Below are 23,487 nucleotides of genomic sequence, written 5' to 3' on the forward strand. Positions count from 1 at the left end.
AAAAGCCATGACCAGGAAATGGAAAAACCTCTTCATGATGCAAGATGCCGGCCACCAGGGCCGGCATCTTTATTCCGCAGCGCTAAGAGTCGTTCGATGAGCGTCAGTCGCCGTAGACGTCGCCAACGCTCTTGAGAGGGTAGTGCGAGGGATAGGGCTTGCGGGCGACACCTGAATCCACCGCCGCCTGAGCGACCGCGGAGGACACCCGGTCGAGCAGGCGCTCATCCAGCGGCGTGGGAATGATATAGCCGCGACCAAATTCGAGATGATCGATTTCGTAGCCGTCCAGCACGCTCTGGGGTACCGGCTCCCGGGCGAGATCCTTCAGGGCATACACCGCGGCGAGCTTCATTTCCTCGTTGATGCGCGTCGCCCGCACGTCCAGGGCGCCGCGAAAGATGAACGGGAAGCACAGCACGTTGTTGACCTGATTGGGATAGTCGGAACGTCCCGTGGCCATGATGACGTCGTCTCGCGCATCGTGGGCGTCCGCCGGATGAATTTCCGGATCCGGGTTGGAGCAGGCGAACACCACCGGATTCGGCGCCATGGTCTTGAGCTGTTCTTTAGACAACAGGTTGGGACCGGAGAGCCCCATGAACACGTCCGCACCGTCGATGGCGTCGTCCAGCGTTCGCTTGTCGGTTTCCGTGGCGAACATCGCCTTGTACTGATTGAGGTCTTCCCGGCCGCTGTGGATTACTCCCTTGCGATCCAGCATGAAGATGTTCTCCGCCCGGACGCCGCAGGAGACCAGTAGCTTCATGCATGCGATGGCGGCGGAGCCCGCCCCTACGCAGACGATGCGTGCTTCCTCGACTCGCTTGCCGGCGATATCCAGTGCGTTGAGCATGCCGGCGGCGGTGACGATGGCGGTACCGTGCTGATCATCGTGAAAGACCGGGATGTTGCACTGCTCGATCAGGGCACGCTCGATTTCGAAGCATTCCGGCGCCTTGATATCCTCCAGATTGATGCCGCCCCAGGTATCGGCGATGCGCGCCACGGTATCGATGAATGCTTGAGGGCTCTCCGCGTTGACCTCCACATCCACGGAATTGATTCCTGCAAAGCGCTTGAACAGTACACCCTTGCCCTCCATGACCGGCTTGCTGGCCATGGGACCCAGATTGCCCAATCCAAGAATTGCCGTGCCGTCGGTGATCACCGCCACCAGATTGCCCTTGCTCGTGTAGAGATAGGCATTCTCCGGATCCTTGGCGATTTCGCGACAAGGCTCCGCGACCCCCGGGCTATAGGCCAGCGCCAGATCCTTGGCCGATGCGGTCGGCTTGGTGATTTCGATGGCGACCTTGCCAGGAATAGGTTTTGAGTGGTAATCCAGCGCCGCTTGCTTGGAATCAGTCATGTCGGGTCCAGTCTTGCGAAAGAGATCGTATACGGGTGTCATCAGAATATAGAAAAAGACTTCGCCCCACAACTTGGCATAACTCTATGTAATAGCTTTAAATTACCAAACTAATGGAATTATTTTCCATTTCACGAGCTACGCTGAAAGTTTCATTCCCGTTCCAGGACGTTATTCAGTGTAGCATTCGGGCTCGATATGACTAACGGCCATGAAAAACCCGCCGTGCGGCGGGTTTCGATAATCGGTCAAGGAAGAACGAACGCTTATCCGCGCCGAACCGCAGCGCCGAAACGCTTGTTGAAGCGCTCCACGCGACCGCCGGTAGCGGCCTGCTTCTGCTTGCCGGTATAGAAAGGATGGCACTCGGCGCACACGTCCAGGGAGAAATCGTGATTCGCCGTCGTGCCCACGTCGTAGGTGGCACCGCAGCTGCAGGTAGCGGTAACACGCTTGTAATCGGGATGGATACCTTGTTTCATCTTCATGCCTCGTTCGCTGTATGCCGCCACTCGATCGGATGCCGAGCACCGCATACGGGTTGTGTAGTGGCCAAGGATTATGTCAAGCATTCACCTGCGCCAGACCGGATTTCGTTCGACGAGCCATCAATCGTTATCGAACTAACAGTTAGACACGCCGCGTGTAACAAGTTCAACACAGAAACAAGAGAAACGACTCGCCGCGAAGGGCGTGCAATTTAGCAGACAATCCTCCGGAGGACAATTGCCAGCGAGTTCCCACCACCTCTCGCCCAGCGTGATCGCCGTGGCCCTCCCGACGCCCCTGCGCCGTCTGTTCGACTACCGTCCTGGACAGGATATTCCGACTCAGGGCTGGCAGCCCGGCATGCGGGTGCGCGTTCCTTTCGGCACGCGCCAGATGGTGGGTATCGTGATCGAAGGTCGAGATACCAGCGAAGTACCGGCACAGCAGCTCAAGAGCGTTAGCGCCTGGCTCGATGACAGGCCGCTGCCGGAAGACTGGCTGTGGCTGGGGCGTTTCACCGCGCGCTACTACCAGCACGCCCTGGGCGACACCCTGCATCAGACCCTGCCGGTACTGCTGCGCCAGGGGAAACCTCTGGAAGCCCGCACTCGGGAGCGCTGGCATGCGACGGCGCAAGGTCTGGAGATCGACCTTGCCAGCCTCGACCGAGCGCCACGCCAGGCGGCGCTTCTTGCCCTGTTACGACAGCATTCCCGCGGCCTGGTAATGCCGGCCTTGACCGCTCAGGATTTTACCCGAGCACAGCTGAGCGCTCTGGCGAAAAAAAACTTGATCCGACATGAAATCGAAACCCTGGAAACTCGTTCGGCGCCGACACGAGGAGGACTATTGGCAGAACCGGCGCTTCCGCTGCAGCGCCAGCAGTCCCAGGCGTTAGCGGCCTTGCATGAAAGCCTCGATGCATTTCAGCCTTATCTATTGCAAGGCGTTACCGGAAGCGGCAAGACGGAAGTCTATCTGCAGCTGATCGAGGCGATTGTCGCCAAGGGGCGCCAGGCGCTGGTGCTGATACCGGAAATCGGCCTGACCCCGCAGACCCTGGCTCGCTTTCGCAAACGCTTCCGCGTGCCGGTGGTGGCGCTTCACTCGGGGCTTTCGGATCACGAGCGTCTGGACGGCTGGCTAGCGGCCATGAGCGGCCGAGCCCCCATCGTGATCGGTACCCGCTCCGCCATCTTCACGCCGCTGGCGAAGCCGGGAGTGATCATCGTCGACGAGGAGCACGACGGCTCCTTCAAGCAGCAGGACGGGCTGCGCTATCATGCCCGGGACCTGGCGGTGGTACGGGCGCGACGCCACGGCATTCCACTGCTGCTGGGCAGCGCCACACCTTCCCTGGAAAGCCTGGCCAAGGTCGAAAGCGGCGACTATCGCCGCCTGCGCCTGGACCAACGGGCGAGCCGCCATCCCCCGGCGAAGCTGGAACTCGTGGAACTGCGCGGTCGCTCTCAGCAGGGCGGGCTGGTACCCCCGGTGATCGAGGCGCTGCGGCAAACCCTGGCGGCAGGCCACCAAGCCCTAGTGTTCATCAATCGGCGCGGCTTCGCGCCGACACTGGCCTGCCATCAGTGCGGCTGGATGGCCGAGTGTCCTTCCTGCGACGCTCGCATGACCTGGCATCGTCAGCCGCCGCGCCTGATCTGCCATCACTGCGATCGACAGCAGCGGCTGCCGGACGTCTGCCCAACGTGCGCCAGCGCGGATCTGCGCCCGCTGGGTACCGGCACCGAGCGCACCGAGGAAACCTTGGCCGCCCTGTTTCCGGAGGTGCCGGTCCACCGCATCGACCGAGACAGCACCCGACGCAAGCACGCTTTCGAACAGACCCTGGAAGAGGTGCGCCGTGGCGAGCCCTGTCTGCTGGTGGGCACCCAGATGCTGGCCAAGGGCCATCATCTACCTCACGTCACCTTGGTGGCGGTGGTCAACGCGGATGCGGGGCTCTATGCCAGCGACTTTCGCGCCCTGGAGCACAGCGCGCAACTGCTGATTCAGGTGGCAGGACGCGCCGGGCGTGCCGCGCATCCGGGTCGAGTCCTGGTACAAACCCTGCACAGCGATGATCCCCACCTGAGGCTGCTGGCGGAACAGGGCTACGATGTCCTGGCGGAACAGCTGCTCGAGGAACGTCGCGCCGCCGCCCTGCCGCCCTTTCGTTTCCTGGCGCTGGCACGTTTCGAAAGCGCCAAGGCGGAAGCCGCCACCACGCTGGCGGAGTCCGTGGCCCTGGCGTTGAGGCAATGGCTTGAACAGCACGACTTGGCGGTGGACTGTCTGGGACCAGTACCCGCCCCCATGGAGCGGCGCCAGAATCGCTATCATGTTCAACTCTTGCTCGGCAGCGCTCGACGCAGCCAGCTGCACGAAGCCAGCGCCTGGCTGATTCAGTGGCTCGAAAATCACAGGGACGGGCGCCGAGTGCGATGGTCGCTGGATATCGATCCGCAGACCTTGAGTTGACCTGTCCGAGTCCGGGCTTTAAAGCCTGGACACAATTGCCGATAATAGCCGACCCAACAATACGGCTGGCCGAAATCGACGCTCAACCGTATTTCCTTGAATTCGGCTACAGGACATTCGTCTTTTCATGAAAGCTACGCTTATCTCATTGCTTGAGCAGGCGTTGACGACGCTCAAGCAACAGGACCTGTTGCCTCAGGATCTCACCCCCACCATCAAGATCGACGCCACCAAGGACAAGACTCACGGTGATTACGCCACCAACCTTGCCCTGATGCTGGCCAAGCCCGCGGGCAAGAAGCCTCGAGAGCTGGCGGAAGCCCTGGTCGCCGCCTTGCCCGCGTCCTCAGCCGTGACGGATGTGGAAATTGCCGGCCCCGGCTTCATCAATTTCTTTGCCAGCGTCGACGCTACCGCCCGGATAGTCGATGAAGTTCTGAGCCAGGGAGAAACCTTCGGCCGCAGCATGATCGGCCAGGGTCGCAAGGTACAGGTGGAGTTCGTCTCCGCCAACCCTACCGGCCCGCTGCACGTGGGCCACGGGCGAGGCGCCGCCATCGGCGACAGCCTGTGTCGCCTGCTGGAAGCCACCGGCTTCGACGTGACCCGGGAGTTCTACTACAACGACGCCGGGGCGCAGATCGTCAACCTGGCGCGCTCCGTTCAGGCTCGGGCCAAGGGTCTGGCCCCGGAGGATCCGAGCTGGCCGGAAGACGGCTACCGCGGCGGTTATATTCTCGACGTCGCCAACAGCTATCTCGCCGGTGAGCGGGTAGACGCGGACGACCGGCACGTGACCGGCAAGGGCGACCCGGAGGATCTCGAGGCGATTCGCGATTTCGCCGTGGCCTATCTGCGCCGGGAACAGGATCTCGATCTCAAGGCCTTCGGGGTGGAATTCGACGTCTACTTCCTGGAATCCTCTCTTTATACCCAGGGCAAGGTCGAGGCCACGGTGAAGCGGCTGGTCGAGGGCGGCCATACCTACGAGCAGGGCGGTGCCCTGTGGCTCAAAACCACGGATTTCGGCGACGACAAGGATCGGGTGATGCGCAAGCAGGACGGCGGCTACACCTACTTTCTTCCGGACGTCGCCTATCATCTGGACAAGTGGCAGCGCGGCTTCAAGCAGGTGATCAACGAACAGGGGGCGGATCATCACTCCACGGTGACCCGGGTGCGGGCAGGACTGCAGGCGCTGGAAGTCGGCATTCCCCAGGGCTTTCCGGACTACGTGCTGCACCAGATGGTGCTGGTCACCCGCTCCGGGGTGGAGGTCAAGCTTTCCAAGCGTGCCGGCAGCTACGTGACCCTGCGCGACCTGATCGACGAGGTGGGCCGGGATGCCACCCGCTACTTCCTCGTCGCTCGGCGGGCGGATTCCCAGTTGACCTTCGACATCGACCTGGCCCGCTCCCAGACCAACGATAACCCGGTCTATTACATTCAGTACGCCCACGCGCGGATCTGCAGCGTGCAGCGCAAGGCGGAGCGAGAGGGGTTGTATTTTTCCCTTGACCTGGCCCTGGATAATCTATCGCTGTTGGAAGCAGACGCGGAAAAGGCGCTGATGAATCGCCTGGCGCGCTTCCCCGAAGTAGTGGAGCACGCGGCCAGAAGCCGCGAACCCCAGCAGATCGCCCAGTATCTGCAGGATCTGGCGGCGGATTTTCATACCTGCTACAACGCGGTCAAGGTCATGGTGGAAGACGAAGCCCTGCGCAACGCCCGGCTGGCCCTGGCCTTGGCGACGCGCCAGGTACTGGCCAATGGCCTCGCGTTGCTCGGCGTCAGCGCCCCGGAGGAGATGTAAGTCATGGCGGAGCGTCAGACCAAGCCTAAAAGCAAGCGTTCTGCGCCAAAGAGTGGCGCCACGACACGCAAGACTCCATCCAAGCCCCGGGCCGGCCTGCCGGGCTGGTTATGGGGCCTGGCTGGACTGGTAGCAGGATTTTTTCTTGCCCAGTACGTGCAGGAGTCCGCCCCGCCGATGCCCGCCACGGTGCTGTCCAAGCCCGATGCGGCCAATCAGGATAGAGAGCAGGCGAAGGGCGAAGACGACGCCGACTCGGCAATGCCGACCTTCGAGTTTTACACCCTGCTTCCGGAGTCGGAAGTGGTAGCGCCGCAGCAGTCGAAGGTTACCGCCCCCAAGCCACCGCCCCAGGCGCCGGCGAACGGCGACAAGCCACAAGAAGCCGCTACCATCGATCCTATCGCCGCTCAGCTGGCGCGTCAGGAAGCCGCCAAGGCAAACCGCGCGGCAAGCGCCACCAAGGCTGACGGCTACCGCTATATGCTCCAGGCCGCCTCCTTCCGCAGTACCGATGACGCGGCGCGCATGGCCAGCCGACTCAAGGACTTCGGCCTGCTGGCGCGTATCACCCAGGTCAAGGGTGGCGACGGCAACACCTGGCATCGGGTGCAGGTAGGGCCCTACACGGATACCGCGGAGCTCAATCGCGCCCAGGATCTGATGGTGGCGCAGGGGATAGAACCGCTGATGATTCGCCTGCAGCGGTAAGTCGCCAGGCTGACCCATACCGTCTTGAGATCGGAATACTCTTCCAGGGAGTGATAGGATTTGTCGCGACCGTTGCCGGACTGCTTGACGCCGCCGAAAGGCATGGTCTAAGTGAAGGGCTTCGATTATATATACTTTGTATCGCTAACACTTTGCCCACGACGGGAAGCAAACTCCCGCGTAAGGATAGACACGCTCACGCCTTGGTAGTCCAGCGTTTCTTTATCTTTCCAGCCCAATCGATGATAGAGCGCTTGTTGATCCGGGGTGAACAAGTAAAGCCTTGTTATCCCCATGCTCTGGGCTTCGCATTCAACTTTTCTGACCAGACGTGAAGCAACACCTTGCCCGCGCCATTCGGGTAGCACGTATACCGAGGCCAGCCACGGGCTAAGTTCGCGACGTGTCTCCATGTCCGCTTCAACCAGACTCGCAGTGGCAACGGGATACCCCTTAACAAGCGCAAGAAGCACGGCTGGGATTCCGTCGAAACTACATTCCCGAAGCAGTTCTTCTTGCCAGGCCTCTTGAGACGTTTTCGGAGACAGATTACCCCATTGCTCGTATTGCCACTTGGCAACCAACGTTAGATGCGGCGAACCCGGCAAAAGACGCCGTATTTCCAGGGTTTCAAGCATGGCTCTATCTCTTGACGTGGCTTACATCGAACGCGGAATGACACGATGGACTGCAGTGATAAAGACGTATGGAACATAAAGCCATGCCAATACTTCCAGAGAGTCGCCTTGCAGCCCCAATGGATTCCAACGACTGAGCAAGCCTTCAGAGGGCATAAGCCTTCCAGGAGCCATCAGGTCGCAAGCGATACCCACACCGTCTTGAGATCGGAATACTCCTCTAGGGAATGGTAGGACTTGTCCCGGCCGTTGCCGGACTGCTTGACGCCGCCGAAGGGCATGGTCTGGTCGCCGCCGGCCCAGTTGTTGACGTAGACCTGGCCGGACTGCAGGCGTCGTGAGACGCGCATGATGCGGTCGATATCCTGGCTCCACAGCCCGGCGGCGAGGCCGTAGACGGTGTCGTTGGCCAGGCGGATCGCCTCTTCCTCCGTGTCGAAGCCGAATACGGCGAGCACCGGGCCGAAGATTTCCTCCCGGCCGATGGTCATGCCCTGGGTCACGCTATCGAACACCGTGGGGGGAATAAACAGGCCGCCGCTCTCGGCGTCGATCGCTTCGCCGCCCACCCGCAGCCGAGCGCCTTCTTCCACGCCCTGGCGGATATAGTCCAGCACGCGGCGGTATTGTGCCTCATCAACAATCGCGCCCATGAAGCTTTCCGGATCCAGCGGATCCCCAGGCTGCATGGTTTCGGCGGCGGCCAATACCCGTTCGATGAAATCCTCGCGAATGCTGTTTTCCACCAGCAGCCGGGAGCCGGCGATACACACCTCACCCTGGTTACGAAAGATCGCCGCGGCGGCGTTCCGGGCCACCGCATCCAGATTCTTGCAGTCGGCGAAGACGATGTTCGGGCTCTTGCCGCCGCATTCCAGATAGACCTTCTTCAGGTTCGACTGACCGGCGTATTGCATCAGCTGCTTGCCCACCTGGGTCGAGCCGGTGAAGGACAGGCAGTCCACGTCCATGGAAAGCGCCAGGGCCTTGCCCACAGTGTGGCCGAAGCCGGGCAACACCTGGAAGACACCGGAAGGCAAGCCGGCCTCCTTGACCAGGCTCGCCAGGCGCAGGGCGGAAAGCGGCGATTTCTCCGAGGGCTTGAGGATCACGCTGTTGCCAGCGGCGAGGGCCGGGGCAATCTTCCAGGCGGTCATCATCAGCGGGAAGTTCCAGGGCACGATGGAGGCCACCACGCCGATAGGCTCTCGCAGCACCAGACCCAAGGCATCCTCGCCGGTAGGCGCCACCTCGCCGTAGAGCTTGTCGATGGTTTCCGCATGATGACGCAGACAGCCGATGGCGCCGGCCATGTCCCCAAGAGAGCTCGAGACCGGCTTGCCCATGTCCAGGGTATCCAGCAGCGCCAGCTCATGCTTGTTGGCTTCCATCAAATCCGCCAGGCACAGCAGGGTTCGCTTGCGCTCGATGGGGGCGAGCCGGGACCATTCGCCGCCTTCGAAGGCACGCCGGGCGTGATTCACGGCGAGTTCCGCGTCCGCCTGATCGCAGCTGGCGATATTCGCGAGCCGCACGCCGGTGGCGGGATTGATGGTCTCGAAGGTCTCGCCGCTCTGCGAGGCCACGAAGTCATCGTTGATATAGGCGCGAGTCTCGAAGGCTTGGGACTGCGCCAGCGTTTGCCAATCCGCACGGGTCTGTGGCTGGGCATTCATAGGGCGAGCTCCTTCTGCTGAGCGTGGGCCAGTCGGGCGGCGGTTTCATCCAGGGCGCGACGCGCCAGGTCCACCAGTTCGTCGATCTGCTCACGAGTGATCACCAGCGGCGGAGAAAGCACCATGATGTCTCCCACGGAGCGCATCACCAGGCCGCTGTCGAAGCAGATATCCCGGCAGACGTTGCCCGCGCTCAGGGACTTGTCGAAACGTGCATTGGTGGTCTTGTCCGCTACCAGTTCCAGGGCGCCCATCAGGCCGACGCTGCGCGCTTCGCCGACGATGGGATGCTCGGCCAGCTCCGCCCAGCGCTTGGCCAGGTAGGGCGCCAGATTGTCGCGAACATTGTCGACCACGCCTTCTTCCTCGAGCAGTTCGAGATTTCTCAGTGCCACCGCGGCACAGGTGGGGTGCCCGGAATAGGTGAAGCCGTGGAAGAATTCACCGCCTTCCTCGATCAGGGTTTCCGCCACCAGGTCACCGACCAGCACGCCGCCGATAGGCAGGTAGCCGGAAGACAGTCCCTTGGCGATGGGCATCAGGTCCGGCGTCAGGCCGTAGTATGTGCTGCCGAACCATTCGCCGAGCCGCCCGAAACCGCAGATCACCTCGTCGGCGATCAACAGAATGTCGTACCTGGCAAGCACTTCCTTGACCGCCGGCCAGTAGCTGTCCGGCGGTATGATCGCACCACCGGCACCCTGCACCGGCTCGGCGATAAAGGCGGCGACGTTGTCTTCGCCGAGCTCCAGAATCCGATCCTCGATGGCTTGAGCGCATTCGCGGCCGAATTCCTCCGGCGACGTGTGCTGGCCTTCACCGAACCAATAGGGCTGACGCACATGGGTGATGCCCGGCACGCAGGGGCCGCCCTGTTCGTGCATCAGCGCCATGCCGCCGAGACTCATGCCCGCCACGGTGGAGCCGTGATAGCCGTTCTCACGGCCGATGATCCACTTCTTTTCCGGCTTGCCCTTGAGCGCCCAATAGCGGCGCACCATGCGCAGCACCGTGTCGTTGGCTTCGGAGCCGGAGCCGGTGAAGAACACCCGGTTCATGTTCCCCGGTGCCAGCTGGCAGAGTTTTTCCGCAAGCTTCACCACCGGCGCGTGGGTGGTCTTGAAGAAACTGTTATAGAAAGGCAGTTCACGCAGCTGGTGAGTGGCGGCCTCTACCAGCTCCTCGCGGCCATAGCCGATATTGACGCACCAGAGCCCGGCCATGCCATCAAGAATGCGCTTGCCATCCGCATCGAAGATGTAAACGCCTTCCGCATGAGTGATGATGCGACTGCCTTCTTCACCGAGTGCCTTGAAATCGGTGAAGGGGTGCAGGTAATGGTCGCGATCCAGACGCTTGAGTTCAGCAGGTGAATGGCGCATACCGAAATCCTCTTGAAGCAAAATAGATATTTTGTGTTGTGATTTACTCAACATATCTCTCAGGGAATCACTTGCCAAGCTCTTTTGCAATCGCTTATGGCTTTCTAGCCATAAAGCCTTGATAAGTATAACTTCACCACATACAGAAACTAACGTCGTAGACGAATTATTGTTGTTTCTTAATTGACATACCGATCAACCTTGGTCATTTTTCAACAACGACCATGCCAACAATCTTTACTGAGCGATTTCTGTCCCAGCGAACTCTACGCCAACAATAATCCACGGAGCACTCCCAACATGAAAAGTCGAAAGGACATGCCAAGCCGAAAAGGCAGACGCTGGCGAAAACCGCAATGCCTGATGATGCTGTTATCTCTCTGCTTGCTTTGGGCACTCGGAGGCTTGGCGCAGGCCGCGTCCGAGCCGGAACTGATCACTCCCGACGTTATCCTGCAGGGGGTGCCCTTCGAACTTTCCGTCGGCGGCCTTGACGAGAAGCCGGACCTTCGCCTCAACGATCAGCCCGTCATTCTCGCGCCCGGCGAAGCGGGCCAATGGAACGCCGAGAGCCTGGAACTGACTCAGTCAAGCAACCGATTGGTGCTGCTCGATGCCAGCGGCCAACCGCTGCTCAGCGAGGAACTGACGGCGATTCCCGCCTGGCTATCACTGATTCCGGCCATCGTGGCGATCGTGCTGGCGCTGGTGTTTCGCCAGGTGATCCTGTCGCTGTTCATCGGCATCCTGCTGGGAGGCTGGATCCTGCATGGCATGGACATCCGAGGCCTGGTCGGCGCCTTCGGCGACTCCGTCAACGTGCACGTGCTGGAGGCCGCCAGCGACAGCGAACACATGTCCATCGTACTGTTCTGCCTGCTGATCGGCGGCATGGTAGGCATCATCTCCCGCAACGGCGGCACCCAGGGCATCGCCCAGCGCATCTCCCGGGTGATTCGCGGCCGCCGTCAGGCCCAGACTTCCACCTTCCTGCTGGGGCTGGCGATCTTCTTCGACGATTACGCCAACGCCCTGATCGTCGGCAACACCATGCGCGCCATCACCGATAAGATGGCGGTCTCTCGCGCCAAGCTCGCCTATATCATCGACAGCACCGCGGCGCCGGTATCGGCGATCATGCTGATCAGCACCTGGATCGGCTTTCAGGTGGGGCTGATCAGCGAAGCGATGAGCAATATCGCGGACTGGAACGAATCCGCCTATTCGGTGTTCGTCAGCGCCATTCCCTACAATGCCTATCCGCTGCTGACCCTGGCCTTCGTCTTCATGACCACTTGGCTGGGCCGGGATTTCGGCCCCATGCTCAGGGCGGAGCGCCAGGCGATCGACGGCGGCGGCCGGCGTACCAGCTTGAGCAGTCGCGAGGCCATCGTCGAGGAAGCGGAGATCGTTACCAAGCCGAACGTGCCCATTCGCGCCTTTAACGCCATCGTGCCGATGCTGGTACTGGCGGGCATTACCCTGGGCGGCATCTATGCCACCGGGGTGGCGGCACTGGGGCCGGGGGAGCACGATCTGAAGGACATCTTCGGCGAGGGCGACTCCTTCAGCTCGATGATGTGGGGATCCCTGACCGGCTGCATTGTTGCCCTGCTGATGACCCAGGCTCAACGGCTGATGAGCATGACCGAGACCGCTCACTACTGGTTCGAGGGGGTCAAGTCCATGCTCCTGCCGATCACCATCCTGATGATGGCCTGGGCCCTGGCCAACGTGAACGACGCCCTTCAGACCAGCGACTTTCTGGTGGCGGCGCTGGGGGAAAGCCTGAACCCGGCCTGGCTGCCGGCGGTGATCTTCATATTGGCGGGCTTCACCGCCTTCGCCACCGGTTCATCCTGGGGAGTGATGGGCATCATGATGCCGCTGGTGGTGCCGCTGGCCTGGGCGGTGCTGGAGCAGAACGGCATGGCCGGCACCGCGGAAGGCATGCCGATTCTCTATGCCTCCGTGGCATCGGTACTGGCTGGTGCGGTGTGGGGCGATCACTGCTCGCCCCTGGCGGATACCACCCTGCTTTCCGCCATGGCCAGCGGCTGCAACCTGGTCGAGCACGTGCGCACTCAGCTACCCTATGCGCTGTTGGTAGGGGCCGTCGCGTTGGTTTTCGGCAATATCGCGGTAGGCTACGGCATCAGCTGGTGGATCGGACTGCCGATCGGAGCCCTGCTGTTGCTGGGGGTTCTGATGCTGGTGGGTCGGCGTCCGGAACCCCATACGGAGGTAGCGACGAAGAAGGCCATCGCGGAATAATCCTGGCCCGGCGTTCGAGCGCCGGGCCTTTTGATGAGCACAATAGAATACGACAGGTATTCGAGACAGGCCGAGACAGGGATAATTCGAACGATGCTGACATTTCACTCGGAAGACACCAAGCAGCGCCGCCCCAGGATCGAGCTTGATGGCGGCAGGTTTGTCACACCCCACGAGTGCCCGGAACGGGTCGACATGGTCATCGATCGCGTTCGCAAAATCGGTCTGGGCGAGATTCGTGCCCCCAGGGCTTACGGCCTCGAACCGATACTGGCGGTTCACGATCACGGCTATGTGGCGTTTCTCGAACACGCCTGGGACGAATGGGGGGCGGCGGGTCTCGAGGGCGAACCAATTCCCTCGATCTGGCCCGCTCGGCGTCTGCGTGGCGACAGAATTCCGAACAGTATCGAAGGCCGAATCGGCTATTACGCCCTGGCGGCGGAAACCACCCTGTGCGCCCGCACCTTCGCCGCGGCCCAGGTCAGCAAGGACATCGCTCTCTCGGCGCTGGATCACGTAGTCCAGACCGGCGAGCCGGCCTTCGGCCTTTGCCGCCCGCCGGGGCATCATGCGGCAATCGATCAATACGGCGGCTACTGCTTCTTCAACAACGCCGCCATCGCCGCCCAGCGCGCCTTGCAGGGCGGCATGGGCAAGGTGGCAATCCTGGATATCGACTTCCATCACGGCAACGGCACCCAGGATATTTTCTACGCGCGAGATGACGTGCTGTTTCTTTCGCTGCACGGCGACCCGCGTCAGGAATTTCCCTACTTCCTTGGCTTTGCCGATGAGACTGGCCGTGGCAAGGGCGAGGGTTTCAACGTCAACTATCCGCTACTCGGCGGTACCGACTACGCCGTCTGGGCCAACGCCCTCGAGGACGCCCTTCGGCGCGTGCGGGCCTACCGACCGGAACTGCTGATCGTCTCGCTGGGTGTCGACACCTTCGAGCTCGACCCGATCAGCTCCTTCAAGCTGAAGAGCGACGACTACCTCGACTGCGGCCGCCGCCTCAAGGCGCTGGGCATTCCCACCACTTTTCTGCTGGAAGGCGGCTACGCGGTGGAGGAAATCGGTATCAACGTGGTGAATGTGCTCACCGGCTTCGAGGGCAGCTAAGAAGCAGCGTACAGTGATAATGAGGAAGACTTGGCGCCAGGCCTCAGCGACTTCTCACCTCATTCCACAGCTGCTGAAGCAGTTGCAGCTGATCGCCCTCGATCAATGGCGTCGTCACCAGCACATCACGTTGAGACGATTCAAGTCGAGATGACTCCTTCAGTGACGGCTCGACCAGTTCGAGGGCGGCTTCGTTGGGGGTGCGATAGAAGGCGTAATTCGCCGCCTTGGCGGCATTTTCCGGGCGCAGCATGAACTCGATGAACTGGTTGGCGAGCGTCGGGTGCGGGGCGCGCGCCGGAATGACCAGCGTATCGACACCCAGCTGAGACCCCTCTTCGGGAATGAAGAATGCCAGATTCCCATAGGTTTCCGGTGAGTCCGCCTTGCGATAATCGAGATCGCCGCTGTAGGTCACCGCCACTTTGGTGACGCCCCGGGCGATCTGATCGATGGCGGCGGTACTATCGACGAAGCCGGTGAAGTTGCCACGATCAAGAGTCTTGCGCATCAATTTGGCCGCCTCGACCCAGGGTTCCTGTCCGACACAGTCGAAACCGTTGCCTTGATAGGCGCAGGCCATGCCCAGGCTGACCTGGGGATCGCCACCGAGCAGGGCGAAGGGCTGGTCCGGATTGATCTCGGGATCGAACAGTAGACTCCAGGAGTGCGCCGGATCCTCGAAGGTCGTCGTATCGTAGACGATGCCGGTCACTCCCCACAGATAGGGCACGCTGAAACGTTCTTCCGGGTCGTAATCCGGCTGGCGAAAGGCATCCATCAGATTGTCGCGATTATCGACGATTTCGGGATCCAGCGCCTGAATCAATCCGGCCTGGATCAGTCGCGGCACGAAATAGTCCGTCGGCACCACCACATCGTACTGGGCGTCGCCTCCGGCAGCCAGCTTCGAGAACATCTCGGCATTCGAGGTGAAGTAGTTCTGTATCACCTCCACGTCGTACTCCTGCTCGAAGGCGTTCACCACCTCGGGGTCCATGTATTCGGTCCAGTTGAACAAATACAGCTTTTCCGCCGCCGCCAGGACAGGCAGCCCGGCCAACAGCAGACAGCCGCCGACCAGTGACGAAATGAAACCTGTTCCAAACCTGGACCCGAGCATGGTCATACTCCTTATATGATGAGTAAATTTATGTGATGAGTAAGCCGCTATCTGACGAGAAAGCAGCAATCGGATGACATAGTTGAAGCCCGACGAGGCGATAGAATATCGCGAAATCATACCTTCAACAGCAGATGCTCTCGTTCCCAGGAACTGATGACCCCGAAGTAAGCCTTGTGCTCCGCGCGCTTGACCGCCAGATAACTCTTGACGAAGCGTTCGCCAAGCAGGTCGGCCAGGGCGGCACATTTCTGCAACCCGTCCAGCGCCGGGCCGATATCATCCGGCAGCCTGTCTCCCGCCGCCCAGGCAGAACCCACCATGGGCGGGCGCGGATCGATCTGGCTGAGCATGCCTAGATAGCCACAGGCCAGCGAGGCGGCGATGGCCAGATACGAATTGGCGTCGGCGCCGGCCAGACGATTCTCGACCCGGGTCGCCTCCGGCGAGCTCACCGGTACCCGCAGTCCCACGGTTCGGTTATCGAAGCCCCATTCGGTATTGATCGGCGCCGAGCCGCTGGTTTCCGTGCGCATCAGGCGGCGGTAGGAATTGACGTTAGGGGCAAGGAACGGCATGGCCGCGGGCAGGTAGCGCTGCTGGCCGCCGATGTAGTGCTGAAAGAGCCGGCTGGGCTGACCGTCTTCGCCGGCAAATAGGTTTCGCCCACTCCTGGTGTCCACCAGACTCTGGTGGACATGCATGGAGCTCCCCGGCTCGTTGGCCATGGGCTTGGCCATGAAGGTGCCATACATGCCATGGCGCAGCGCCGTCTCCCGCAGGGTACGCTTGAACATCACCACCTGGTCCGCGAGCATCAAGGGATCGCCGTGCTGGAAGTTGACCTCCATCTGCCCTGCGCCCTCTTCATGCACCAGGGTATCGATATCCAGGCCCATGGCGTCGCAATAGTCGTACATCTCCTCGAACAGCGGATCGAACTCGTTGACCGCGTCGATGGAGAAGGACTGGCGACTGCTTTCCTGGCGCCCGCTACGGCCGATCGGCGGCTCCAGCGGATAATCCGAGTCGGTATTGGTCTTGACCAGATAAAACTCGAGTTCCGGGGCGACCACCGGCTTCCAGCCCCGGGCATCGAAGAGCTCGAGTACTCGCTTGAGCACTCCTCGCGGCGAGAGCTCCACCGGCTCCCCGGTCAGGTAGTAACAGTCGTGAATGATCTGCGCGGTATGGTCTTCTGCCCAAGGCACCAGATAGACCGCGTTGGGGTCCGCCACTAGCTGCATGTCGAGTTCCGCGGCATTCCAGAAATGAATGTCCTCATCCTCGGGATAGCCACCGGTGACCGTCTGAATGAAGATCGAATCCGGCAGTCGTGGCCGCCCGCCGTTGAGATACTTCTTGGCGGGCATGATCTTGCCCTTGATGATACCGGTCAGATCCGTGACCAGACACTCCACCTCGGTAATACCATGGATATTGAACCACTCGCTCAACTCCTGGTGCTGACTGTGACTCATACAACATTCCTTTCATGGCGGGCTGCGCGACTCGCCGGTGAGCTTGCACCGGCCGACCGGATGCAGAGGCGCAACCACGACACCCTCTGCATTGGCTGATACAGCGCAATCAACGAGACTTCACCTCGCTCCACAGTTGATTGAAGGTCTGCAGCTCGTCGCCCTTGAGGCTGGGAGTGAACTCAAGCCGCGGCATATCGTCTTCGCTGGGCTGCACCGGCGGCTGGGTCAGCACTTCATCCAGATACGGCTTGGCCGCCTCGTTGGGACTGGCGTAGTAGTTGTAGTTGGAGAGCTGGGCACCTACTTCTGCATCGAGGATAAAGTTGATGAAGTTGTGCGCCATCTCCGGGTTGGGCGCCTGGGCAGGGATCATCATCACGTCCACCCACTTCTCGGCGCCTTCGTCGGGAATCACGAACTCGATGTCCTTGAAGGAGTCAGGATTCTCTTCCTTGTAGAACAGAAAGTCGCCGTTGTAGGTGATCGCCGCATGGGTCACGCCCCGGGCGAGCTGTTGAAGTGCCGGCGTGCCATCGGTGAAACCGCTGAAGCGCTCGCGTTTCTTGGTCTCCAGCAACAGCTTGGCGCTCTCCTTCCAGGCATCCAGGTCGGTGCAGTCGTAACCGTGACCGAGATAGGCGCAGGCCACACCCATGTTCACTTGGCCGTCCCCCATCAAGGCGAAGGGATAGCTGGGATTGACCTCGGGATCGAACATCAGCGACCAGCTCTTGGGCGCATCCGGGAAGGTCGCGGCATTGTAGACCAGACCAGAAACGCCCCATTGATAAGGCACGGAGTATTCCGCTCCCTCGTCGTAAGCAGGATCGTCGAACTGCTCCATGACATTGCCAAGATTGGGAATCTTGGACTTGTCGAGTTTCTGCACCAGACCGGTCTCGATCAGCCGCGGTATATAATAGTTGGAGGGTACGATGATGTCGTATTGCGATACGCCTCCGGCGTTGAGCTTGGCGGTCATCTCCGGCAGAGAGTTGTAATAGTTCTGCACCACGTCAACGTCGTATTTCTCCTCGAAGGCCGTGATGATCTCCGGGTCCATGTATTGGGTCCAGTTGAACAGGTACAGCTTGTTTTCCTGAGCCTGGGCGCCACCGACCAGAAAAAGGCCGCCTAGCGCAGCGGTGATTACGGTGATTGTTTTCATTGGGTCACTCTCCTTCGGTTTGAATCGTATTCTTGCTTTGTTCTATCTATCATTTTGCACTATCAGTCTTTTGCGTTAGCTGTCTCTTGCGCTATCCAAGGCATTCAACGTTGACCCTGTCGGTTGAATAGCAAGCTCAATAGCGCCACAAGCGCGACGGCCCCAATCATCAAGGCGGCGATGGCATTGATCTCCGGCGTCACGCCTTTCTTGATGGCCCCCCAGATATAGATGGGCAGGGTGGCGCTTTCCGGTCCGGAGGTGAAGAAGCTGATCACGAAGTCATCGATGGACAGCGTGAACGACAGGAAGAACGCCGAGATCAACGCCGGCTTGATAGTTGGCAGCAGAAAATGCCAGGCCCGCTTGAGGGGTGTCGCATAGAGATCCTTGGCCGCCTCGAACAGGGTCGGGTCGAGTCCCACCAGGCGCGAGTAGACGATCAGCGCTACAAACGGAATCTGGAAGGTCACGTGGGAAATGATCATGGTCGAGAGCCCCGGCTGCAGCAGACCGGTATAGCGATGCACCGAGACGAAGAAGGCCATTTCCGAGATGCCGAAGACGATATCCGGCAACACGATGGGCAGATAGATCAGCACGATCAGCCAGCCAAGCCGGCGATGACGATGGCGATACATGCCGTAGCCGATCAGACAGCCGATCCCCAGCGCCACCACCGATGAAACGATGGCCAATACCATGCTGTTCCAGAAGGCGGAAATGATCTGCTCGTTGCCCAGCAGCCGCTCGTACCAGCGCAGCGAAAAGCCGGTAAAGCGCGCGGCGCTGTTGGCGGCGTTGAAGGAGAAGAACACCACTACCGCCAGGGGCAGATAAAGGAATACCAGGGTCAACCACCAGAAGGCACTCAGGCTCCGCTGCAGGGTGCGCTTTTTCATATCACCACCTCCTCGCCGCCGCCCAGGCGCTTGCCGACACGGCGCATGGCGAACAATCCGATAAAGGTAGCGATCAGCATCAGAATGGCGCCGGCGGCCCCCAGCGGCCAGTTGGAACCGCCGGCGAACTGGTTGGCGACCAGATTGCCCAGCATCATGCCCTTGCCGCCGCCGAGCAGTTCGGGAATCACGTACATGCCGAAGGCCGGGATCGCCACCAGCACCGTACCCGCCAGCAAACCCGGCAGCGTCTGCGGAAAGACCGCGTGCCGGAAGGTACGCAGCGGCGAGGCGTAGAGATCCTGAGCGGCCTGTACCTGGGCCGTATCGAGCTTCTCGAAGGCGGCGTAAAGCGGCAGCACCATGAAGGGCAGGAAGTTGTAGACCAGGCCCAGGGTCACGGCGAAGTTCGAGGGATAAAGCCCCATGTTGGGCGCAATGAATCCCAACGACTGGGCGATGTCGGACAGCGGCGTGCCCGGCGCCAGCAGATTCATCCAGCCGAAGGTGCGGATGACCTGATTCGTCCAGGACGGCACCACCACCAGCAGCAGCATGATGGCCCGCCATTTCACGCGACAGGTGGTGATGTAGTAGGCGATGGGGTAGGCCACGATCACCACCAGTAGCGTCGCCAGCAGGGTCTGCCACAGGGAGCGCAGCAGCGTATAGAAATTGCCGGGACTCCAGCCCAGGAAACCGAAACCCGCCAGCTGCTTGAAGGCATCCAGGGTCAGCGGCATCTGCGGCAGGCCGTAGGCGCCGTTGGTCATGAACGCCACCGCCATCAGGTACAGGCTCGGCAGCACCAGGAACACGACTATCCAGACGACCCCCGGCGAGACGCTCAGCAGCAGATGTCGCGACTCACCGACGACGCCTCGCTGTCGCGCCGCCATTCGTGAAGATTCCACCATTGCACTCTCCTGTAATGGCGACTCGCACCCCTCAGGAAGCGACCCGAACCAGATCCTCGGGACACACGCTGACCGTTACCTTGTCGCCGACATCGTGCAAGCGCTGTCCCAGGTTGCTCGACGTGGCCATCATGGTCACACCCTCCACTTCCAGGCGGTACTCGATCCGGCTGCCTCGATAGAGTCGCTCCATGACCCTTCCCTGCAGGCGGTTGTAGCCCTCGGGAACCTCCGTATTCAGCTCCAGGGTCTCCGGGCGAACCAGCAGCCAGCCGTCCTGACTCTCATGCTGTTCCGCCGGATCAAGACGCAGGCGACCCAGCTCCGTATCCACCCAGTCATCCCCGCTTGCGCGAATGGCAAACAGATTGTCGTGGCCCATGAAACGCGCCACGAAAGCGTTGCGGGGATGCTCGTAGACCTCCCTGGGCGGGCCGACCTGCTGGATGATGCCCGCATCGAGCACGGCGATGCGGTCCGACATCACCATGGCCTCATCCTGATCGTGGGTCACGAAGACGAAGGTCATGCCCAGGCGCTTCTGGATACGCTGCAATTCGACCTGGAGCTGACCGCGCAGCCCCGCATCCAGGGCGGACAACGGCTCGTCGAGCAGCAGCACGTTGGGCTCGCAAATCAGCGCCCTGGCCAGGGCGATGCGCTGGCGCTGCCCTCCGGAGAGCTGGCCCACTGGCCGTTCGACCAGAGATCCCAACTGGATGAACTCGGCGACCTCATCTACCTTGCGGCGTCGATCCGCCTTCGATTCGCCACGCATGCGCAAACCGAAGGCCAGGTTGTCGCGTACCGAAAGATGGGGAAACAGCGCATAGGACTGGAAGACGGTATTGACGCTGCGCTTGTGGGGCGGAATGTCGGTGAGGTCCTCGCCGCCGATCCACACGCGCCCCGCGTCCGGCTCCTCGAGTCCGGCAAGAATGCGTAGCAAGGTCGTCTTGCCGCAGCCGGAGGGTCCCAGCAGGGTGAAGAACTCGCCGGCCTCGATGGTCAGGTCGACGTCATCCAGTGCCACGGTGTCCTTGCCGAAACGCTTGTGCAGGCCCTTGAGTTCTATCGACGAGGGTTCGCGGCGCGGATGCTCCGACTGGGTTTCGGCCTCGGTCTCATGACCTTGTGCCGCCTTGGGTGTGTCGGCCCTTGGTATGCTGACATTAGTGGCCGCAGTGGACTGACTCATGCACGAATCTCCCATTCTTGTCGTCATATATCGGAGAACGTATAGCGAAGAACGAGCCGCCTCCGAGACTACAACCTGTCACGCAACTTGTAGAAATTGGTCGCCAATACCAGCAAGGGCTGGCGTAGCCAGCGACCGCCGGGAAACCGGCGGTGCGGCATGGCGGCAAAGACATCGAAACGCTCCGCCTGACCGGCGATGGCATCGCTCAACAGTCGTCCGGCCAAGCCGGCCAGGGACATGCCATGCCCGGAATAGCCTTGCGCATAGAAGACATTGTGGCCCAGACGCCCGAAATCCGGCGCGCGATTGACGGTGATGGCCACATCGCCTCCCCAGCGGTAGTCGATCCGGGTTCCCTTGAGGACCGGGAAAAGGCGGGCAATCTTGGCGTCCATGCGACTCTCGAGCGCGCGTGGTTCACGCCCGTCGTAACTGACCTCGCCTCCGTAGATCAGACGTCGATCGCCGGATAGACGATAGTAATCGAGCACGAAGTTGGTGTCCGAGAGAGCATCGTTGCGCGGCAACACCCGGGCGGCCTGATCCTCGTTCAAGGGTTCGGTGGCAACGATGTAATTGGCGGCGCGCATGATGCGACCGCTCAATTCCGGCAGTAGCCCACCCAGATAGGCATTGGCCGCCACCACCACGAAGTCCGCGGTCACCTGTCCCCGGGGCGTGATCACTCGAGTCGGCTGCTGGCCACGTTCGACATGGATCGCTGCGCTGTGCTCGTGAATGACGACCCCCGCCTGCTGGGCGGCCCGAGCCAATCCCAAGGTATAGTTGAGCGGATGCAGATGGCCCCCTTCCGCATCGTAAAGGCCCGCCAGATAGGCATCGCTTACCACCCGCTCACGCAGGGTGTCACCTTCGAGAAAGGTCATCGAATGGTAATCGTAACGTCGCGCCATCGCTTCCTGAAAGGCATGCAGCTCGCGCACATGACGAGGTTTGATCGCCGCGTTCACATAACCCCAGGTGAGGTCGCAGGGAATGTCGTGGCGTTGAATCAGCTGCTCGGTCAAGCGTACCGATTCGCGGCTCATTTCCCATATGTCCCACGCCCGCTCGAGTCCCAACGCCTTCTCGACGACGTCGAGCTCGGTGCCCAGTCCCGGCAGGATCTGCCCTCCACTGCGCCCGGAGGCGCCATAACCGATCTCGCCGGCCTCGAGCAACACCACCGAATAGCCGCGCTCCGCCAGATGCAAGGCCGCGGAACAGCCGGTGACACCGCCTCCAATGATGCAGACATCGGCCTTGCTATCACCGCTCAAGGACGGCGTCGGCAGCAGACTGACCGCGATGCTGGCATTGTAATAAGAAGCAGGACGACAAGGCCCAGTTGCTACCGTCATGATGACTTCCTGGTCCAGTGAGCCGCCGACAACGGCTAGGAATCATTGTTGAATTATTCGACCGCTTTCGATGATTACCGCCTGGCTTTTCTTCTATGCATGCCCCAGTCTTGCACCAAATCCCGCTCCGGTGTCAAGTATAAGACACCAACGATTCAACGTAACGGTACGAATGGCGGGTGTCTTGAGTCGTATATTTCAACCGCGTGAGCTTTCTTGCTTCCGTTTGAATCGCTACTACCGATGCCTGGTCCAGTTCAGGCCGTCGATCCGAACCCTAGATACTGACAGCGACCGATTCTGTGAACCCTGCTCAACTCAGCAGCATCATGCCCTGCTCAATATCCGCGGCGATCGCTTGGCAAAAAGCCTCGCGATCACTGCGCGACAATGCCTGCGTCACCTCTTGATGATAGTCATCGGCAATGGACGAGGACCCCCAACGGTTGCAGATATAACGCATGCTCGGCCCGTACTGCAGCCAAAGAATCTCGATCAGTGGCAGCACTACCTGCGACTGACTGAGTCGATAGATATGGAAATGGAATTGGTAATTGCCACGCATATAGCTGGCGACGTCACTTCGCTTGATTGCCTCGTTGATCCTCTCATCGATTCGCTGCAACTCCTCGATATCTTCAGTGGTGATATGAGGAAAGGCCTGCCGTGAGACTTCGGTTTCCAGATTCTTGCGCGCGTACAGCACTTCTTGAAAACGCTCACGGTTCAGTTCAGGAACGATGATCTTGCGGCTGTCGGAAAATACCAGCGCGCCCTCGGTGACCAGCCAGCGCAGGGCCTCCCGCGCCGGCATGGCGCTGGTGCCGTATTCCGCGGCGATACGTCGGATCGAAATCACCTCACCAGGCATGAAATCTCCTTCGCACATGCGTTTACGTAACGTCCGATGCAAGCCTTCGCGCCACATGCCAATTCCTACCGGCGCTTTCAGCCTGACTGCTTCGCGCCCGTCGAGTGCAACTGGGGGCACGACCATCGCGGCGCGGCAGTACGCGTTCCCGAATGCCGTGGTGCCGGCGCGCGCCTGGAATATCGGGTGGCTGGCGCCGACGCCAACCCTTATCTAGTCACTGCCGCGCTGCTCGGCGCCGTGCTGCAGGGCCTGGAACAACGTATTGCGCCACCGCCGGCCATCGAGAGCATCGCCGATGCGCAACACCCGTCGGACCATCTCAGCCACGACTGGTTACTGGCCATCGAGCGCTTCGCCGGCTCGCTGGCCATGGCCGATATCTTCGGTGTGGACTATCGCGATCTCTACGCCAAGATCAAGCGCCACGAGGCACAACGTCTGCTGGCCGCGGTCACCGATATCGACCGCCTAACCTATCTGACTCGCCTGTGATCCG

General features: G+C 60.9%; 19 protein-coding genes and 1 pseudogene. 6 read left to right on the plus strand and 14 right to left on the minus strand.

All coding sequences use genetic code 11. The annotated features are described in order from the left end of the window. Positions 1 to 103: 103 nt before the first annotated feature. Positions 104 to 1,372, minus strand: coding sequence for a malic enzyme-like NAD(P)-binding protein (locus FGL86_RS02040; protein ID WP_147183040.1), 1,269 nt, complete (start codon positions 1,370 to 1,372; stop codon positions 104 to 106). 266 nt (positions 1,373 to 1,638) lie between these two features. Next, the gene (gene rpmE, locus FGL86_RS02045; RefSeq protein ID WP_147183041.1) at positions 1,639 to 1,854 is read right to left on the minus strand and encodes a 50S ribosomal protein L31; all 216 of its coding nucleotides are present in this window, start codon (positions 1,852 to 1,854) and stop codon (positions 1,639 to 1,641) included. 244 nt (positions 1,855 to 2,098) lie between these two features. Between rpmE and FGL86_RS02050 the strand changes: the two genes are divergently transcribed. The 3 genes from FGL86_RS02050 to FGL86_RS02060 all read left to right on the plus strand — a co-directional run bounded on the left by FGL86_RS02050 (position 2,099) and on the right by FGL86_RS02060 (position 6,866). Continuing rightward, complete coding sequence (locus tag FGL86_RS02050) at positions 2,099 to 4,342, plus strand: primosomal protein N' (protein ID WP_147183042.1); 2,244 nt, start codon at positions 2,099 to 2,101, stop codon at positions 4,340 to 4,342. A gap of 127 nt (positions 4,343 to 4,469) precedes the next feature. Beyond that, a complete protein-coding gene (gene argS, locus FGL86_RS02055) occupies positions 4,470 to 6,155 on the plus strand; it encodes an arginine--tRNA ligase (protein ID WP_147183043.1) in 1,686 nt (561 codons plus the stop codon). Between the two features lie 3 nt (positions 6,156 to 6,158). After that, positions 6,159 to 6,866, plus strand: a complete 708-nt coding sequence (locus tag FGL86_RS02060; protein ID WP_147183044.1) for an SPOR domain-containing protein — start codon at positions 6,159 to 6,161, stop codon at positions 6,864 to 6,866. Between the two features lie 2 nt (positions 6,867 to 6,868). On the opposite strand, the pseudogene FGL86_RS18345 reads toward FGL86_RS02060, so the two are convergent. The 4 genes and pseudogenes from FGL86_RS18345 to FGL86_RS02080 all read right to left on the minus strand — a co-directional run. Next, positions 6,869 to 6,973 (minus strand): annotated as a pseudogene (locus FGL86_RS18345) (aldehyde dehydrogenase family protein); the annotation flags it as partial. Positions 6,974 to 6,991: 18 nt separating this feature from the next. Continuing rightward, positions 6,992 to 7,504, minus strand: a complete 513-nt coding sequence (locus FGL86_RS02070) for a GNAT family N-acetyltransferase (RefSeq protein ID WP_147183046.1) — start codon at positions 7,502 to 7,504, stop codon at positions 6,992 to 6,994. A 173-nt stretch (positions 7,505 to 7,677) separates the two neighbouring features. After that, a complete protein-coding gene (locus tag FGL86_RS02075) occupies positions 7,678 to 9,180 on the minus strand; it encodes an aldehyde dehydrogenase (protein ID WP_147183047.1) in 1,503 nt (500 codons plus the stop codon). After that, positions 9,177 to 10,562 carry an aspartate aminotransferase family protein gene (locus FGL86_RS02080; protein ID WP_147183048.1) on the minus strand — a complete coding sequence of 462 codons (1,386 nt, stop codon included), beginning with the start codon at positions 10,560 to 10,562 and terminating at the stop codon, positions 9,177 to 9,179. The genes FGL86_RS02075 and FGL86_RS02080 overlap by 4 nt, the downstream gene beginning before the upstream one ends. Before the next feature lie 405 nt (positions 10,563 to 10,967). Between FGL86_RS02080 and FGL86_RS02085 the strand changes: the two genes are divergently transcribed. Both FGL86_RS02085 and FGL86_RS02090 read left to right on the plus strand, forming a co-directional pair. Next, a complete protein-coding gene (locus tag FGL86_RS02085; RefSeq protein ID WP_222433784.1) occupies positions 10,968 to 12,836 on the plus strand; it encodes a Na+/H+ antiporter NhaC family protein in 1,869 nt (622 codons plus the stop codon). Positions 12,837 to 12,929: 93 nt separating this feature from the next. Beyond that, complete coding sequence (locus FGL86_RS02090; protein ID WP_147183049.1) at positions 12,930 to 13,961, plus strand: histone deacetylase family protein; 1,032 nt, start codon at positions 12,930 to 12,932, stop codon at positions 13,959 to 13,961. A gap of 43 nt (positions 13,962 to 14,004) precedes the next feature. On the opposite strand, the gene FGL86_RS02095 is transcribed toward FGL86_RS02090, so the two are convergent. The 8 genes from FGL86_RS02095 to FGL86_RS02130 all read right to left on the minus strand — a co-directional run bounded on the left by FGL86_RS02095 (position 14,005) and on the right by FGL86_RS02130 (position 22,988). Beyond that, complete coding sequence (locus tag FGL86_RS02095; protein ID WP_147183050.1) at positions 14,005 to 15,084, minus strand: polyamine ABC transporter substrate-binding protein; 1,080 nt, start codon at positions 15,082 to 15,084, stop codon at positions 14,005 to 14,007. A 116-nt stretch (positions 15,085 to 15,200) separates the two neighbouring features. Then, the gene (locus FGL86_RS02100; RefSeq protein ID WP_147183051.1) at positions 15,201 to 16,565 is read right to left on the minus strand and encodes a glutamine synthetase family protein; all 1,365 of its coding nucleotides are present in this window, start codon (positions 16,563 to 16,565) and stop codon (positions 15,201 to 15,203) included. Positions 16,566 to 16,674: 109 nt separating this feature from the next. Then, entirely contained in the window at positions 16,675 to 17,736 is a 1,062-nt protein-coding gene (locus tag FGL86_RS02105) for an ABC transporter substrate-binding protein (protein ID WP_147183052.1), read from the minus strand. A gap of 104 nt (positions 17,737 to 17,840) precedes the next feature. Next, complete coding sequence (locus tag FGL86_RS02110) at positions 17,841 to 18,638, minus strand: ABC transporter permease (protein WP_147183053.1); 798 nt, start codon at positions 18,636 to 18,638, stop codon at positions 17,841 to 17,843. Next, positions 18,635 to 19,555, minus strand: coding sequence for an ABC transporter permease (locus FGL86_RS02115; RefSeq protein ID WP_147183054.1), 921 nt, complete (start codon positions 19,553 to 19,555; stop codon positions 18,635 to 18,637). The genes FGL86_RS02110 and FGL86_RS02115 overlap by 4 nt, the downstream gene beginning before the upstream one ends. Before the next feature lie 31 nt (positions 19,556 to 19,586). Then, complete coding sequence (locus FGL86_RS02120) at positions 19,587 to 20,753, minus strand: ABC transporter ATP-binding protein (protein ID WP_147183055.1); 1,167 nt, start codon at positions 20,751 to 20,753, stop codon at positions 19,587 to 19,589. Between the two features lie 68 nt (positions 20,754 to 20,821). Beyond that, positions 20,822 to 22,117, minus strand: a complete 1,296-nt coding sequence (locus FGL86_RS02125; RefSeq protein ID WP_147183056.1) for an NAD(P)/FAD-dependent oxidoreductase — start codon at positions 22,115 to 22,117, stop codon at positions 20,822 to 20,824. Positions 22,118 to 22,430: 313 nt separating this feature from the next. Continuing rightward, on the minus strand, positions 22,431 to 22,988 hold the full coding sequence (locus FGL86_RS02130) for a GntR family transcriptional regulator (protein ID WP_186764511.1): 558 nt from the start codon (positions 22,986 to 22,988) through the stop codon (positions 22,431 to 22,433). 36 nt (positions 22,989 to 23,024) lie between these two features. Between FGL86_RS02130 and FGL86_RS02135 the strand changes: the two genes are divergently transcribed. Then, positions 23,025 to 23,483: a type I glutamate--ammonia ligase gene (locus FGL86_RS02135; RefSeq protein WP_147183058.1), complete on the plus strand. Its 459-nt coding sequence runs from the start codon at positions 23,025 to 23,027 to the stop codon at positions 23,481 to 23,483. Positions 23,484 to 23,487: the final 4 nt, after the last annotated feature.

Source organism: Pistricoccus aurantiacus (assembly GCF_007954585.1).
Taxonomy (GTDB): domain Bacteria; phylum Pseudomonadota; class Gammaproteobacteria; order Pseudomonadales; family Halomonadaceae; genus Pistricoccus; species Pistricoccus aurantiacus.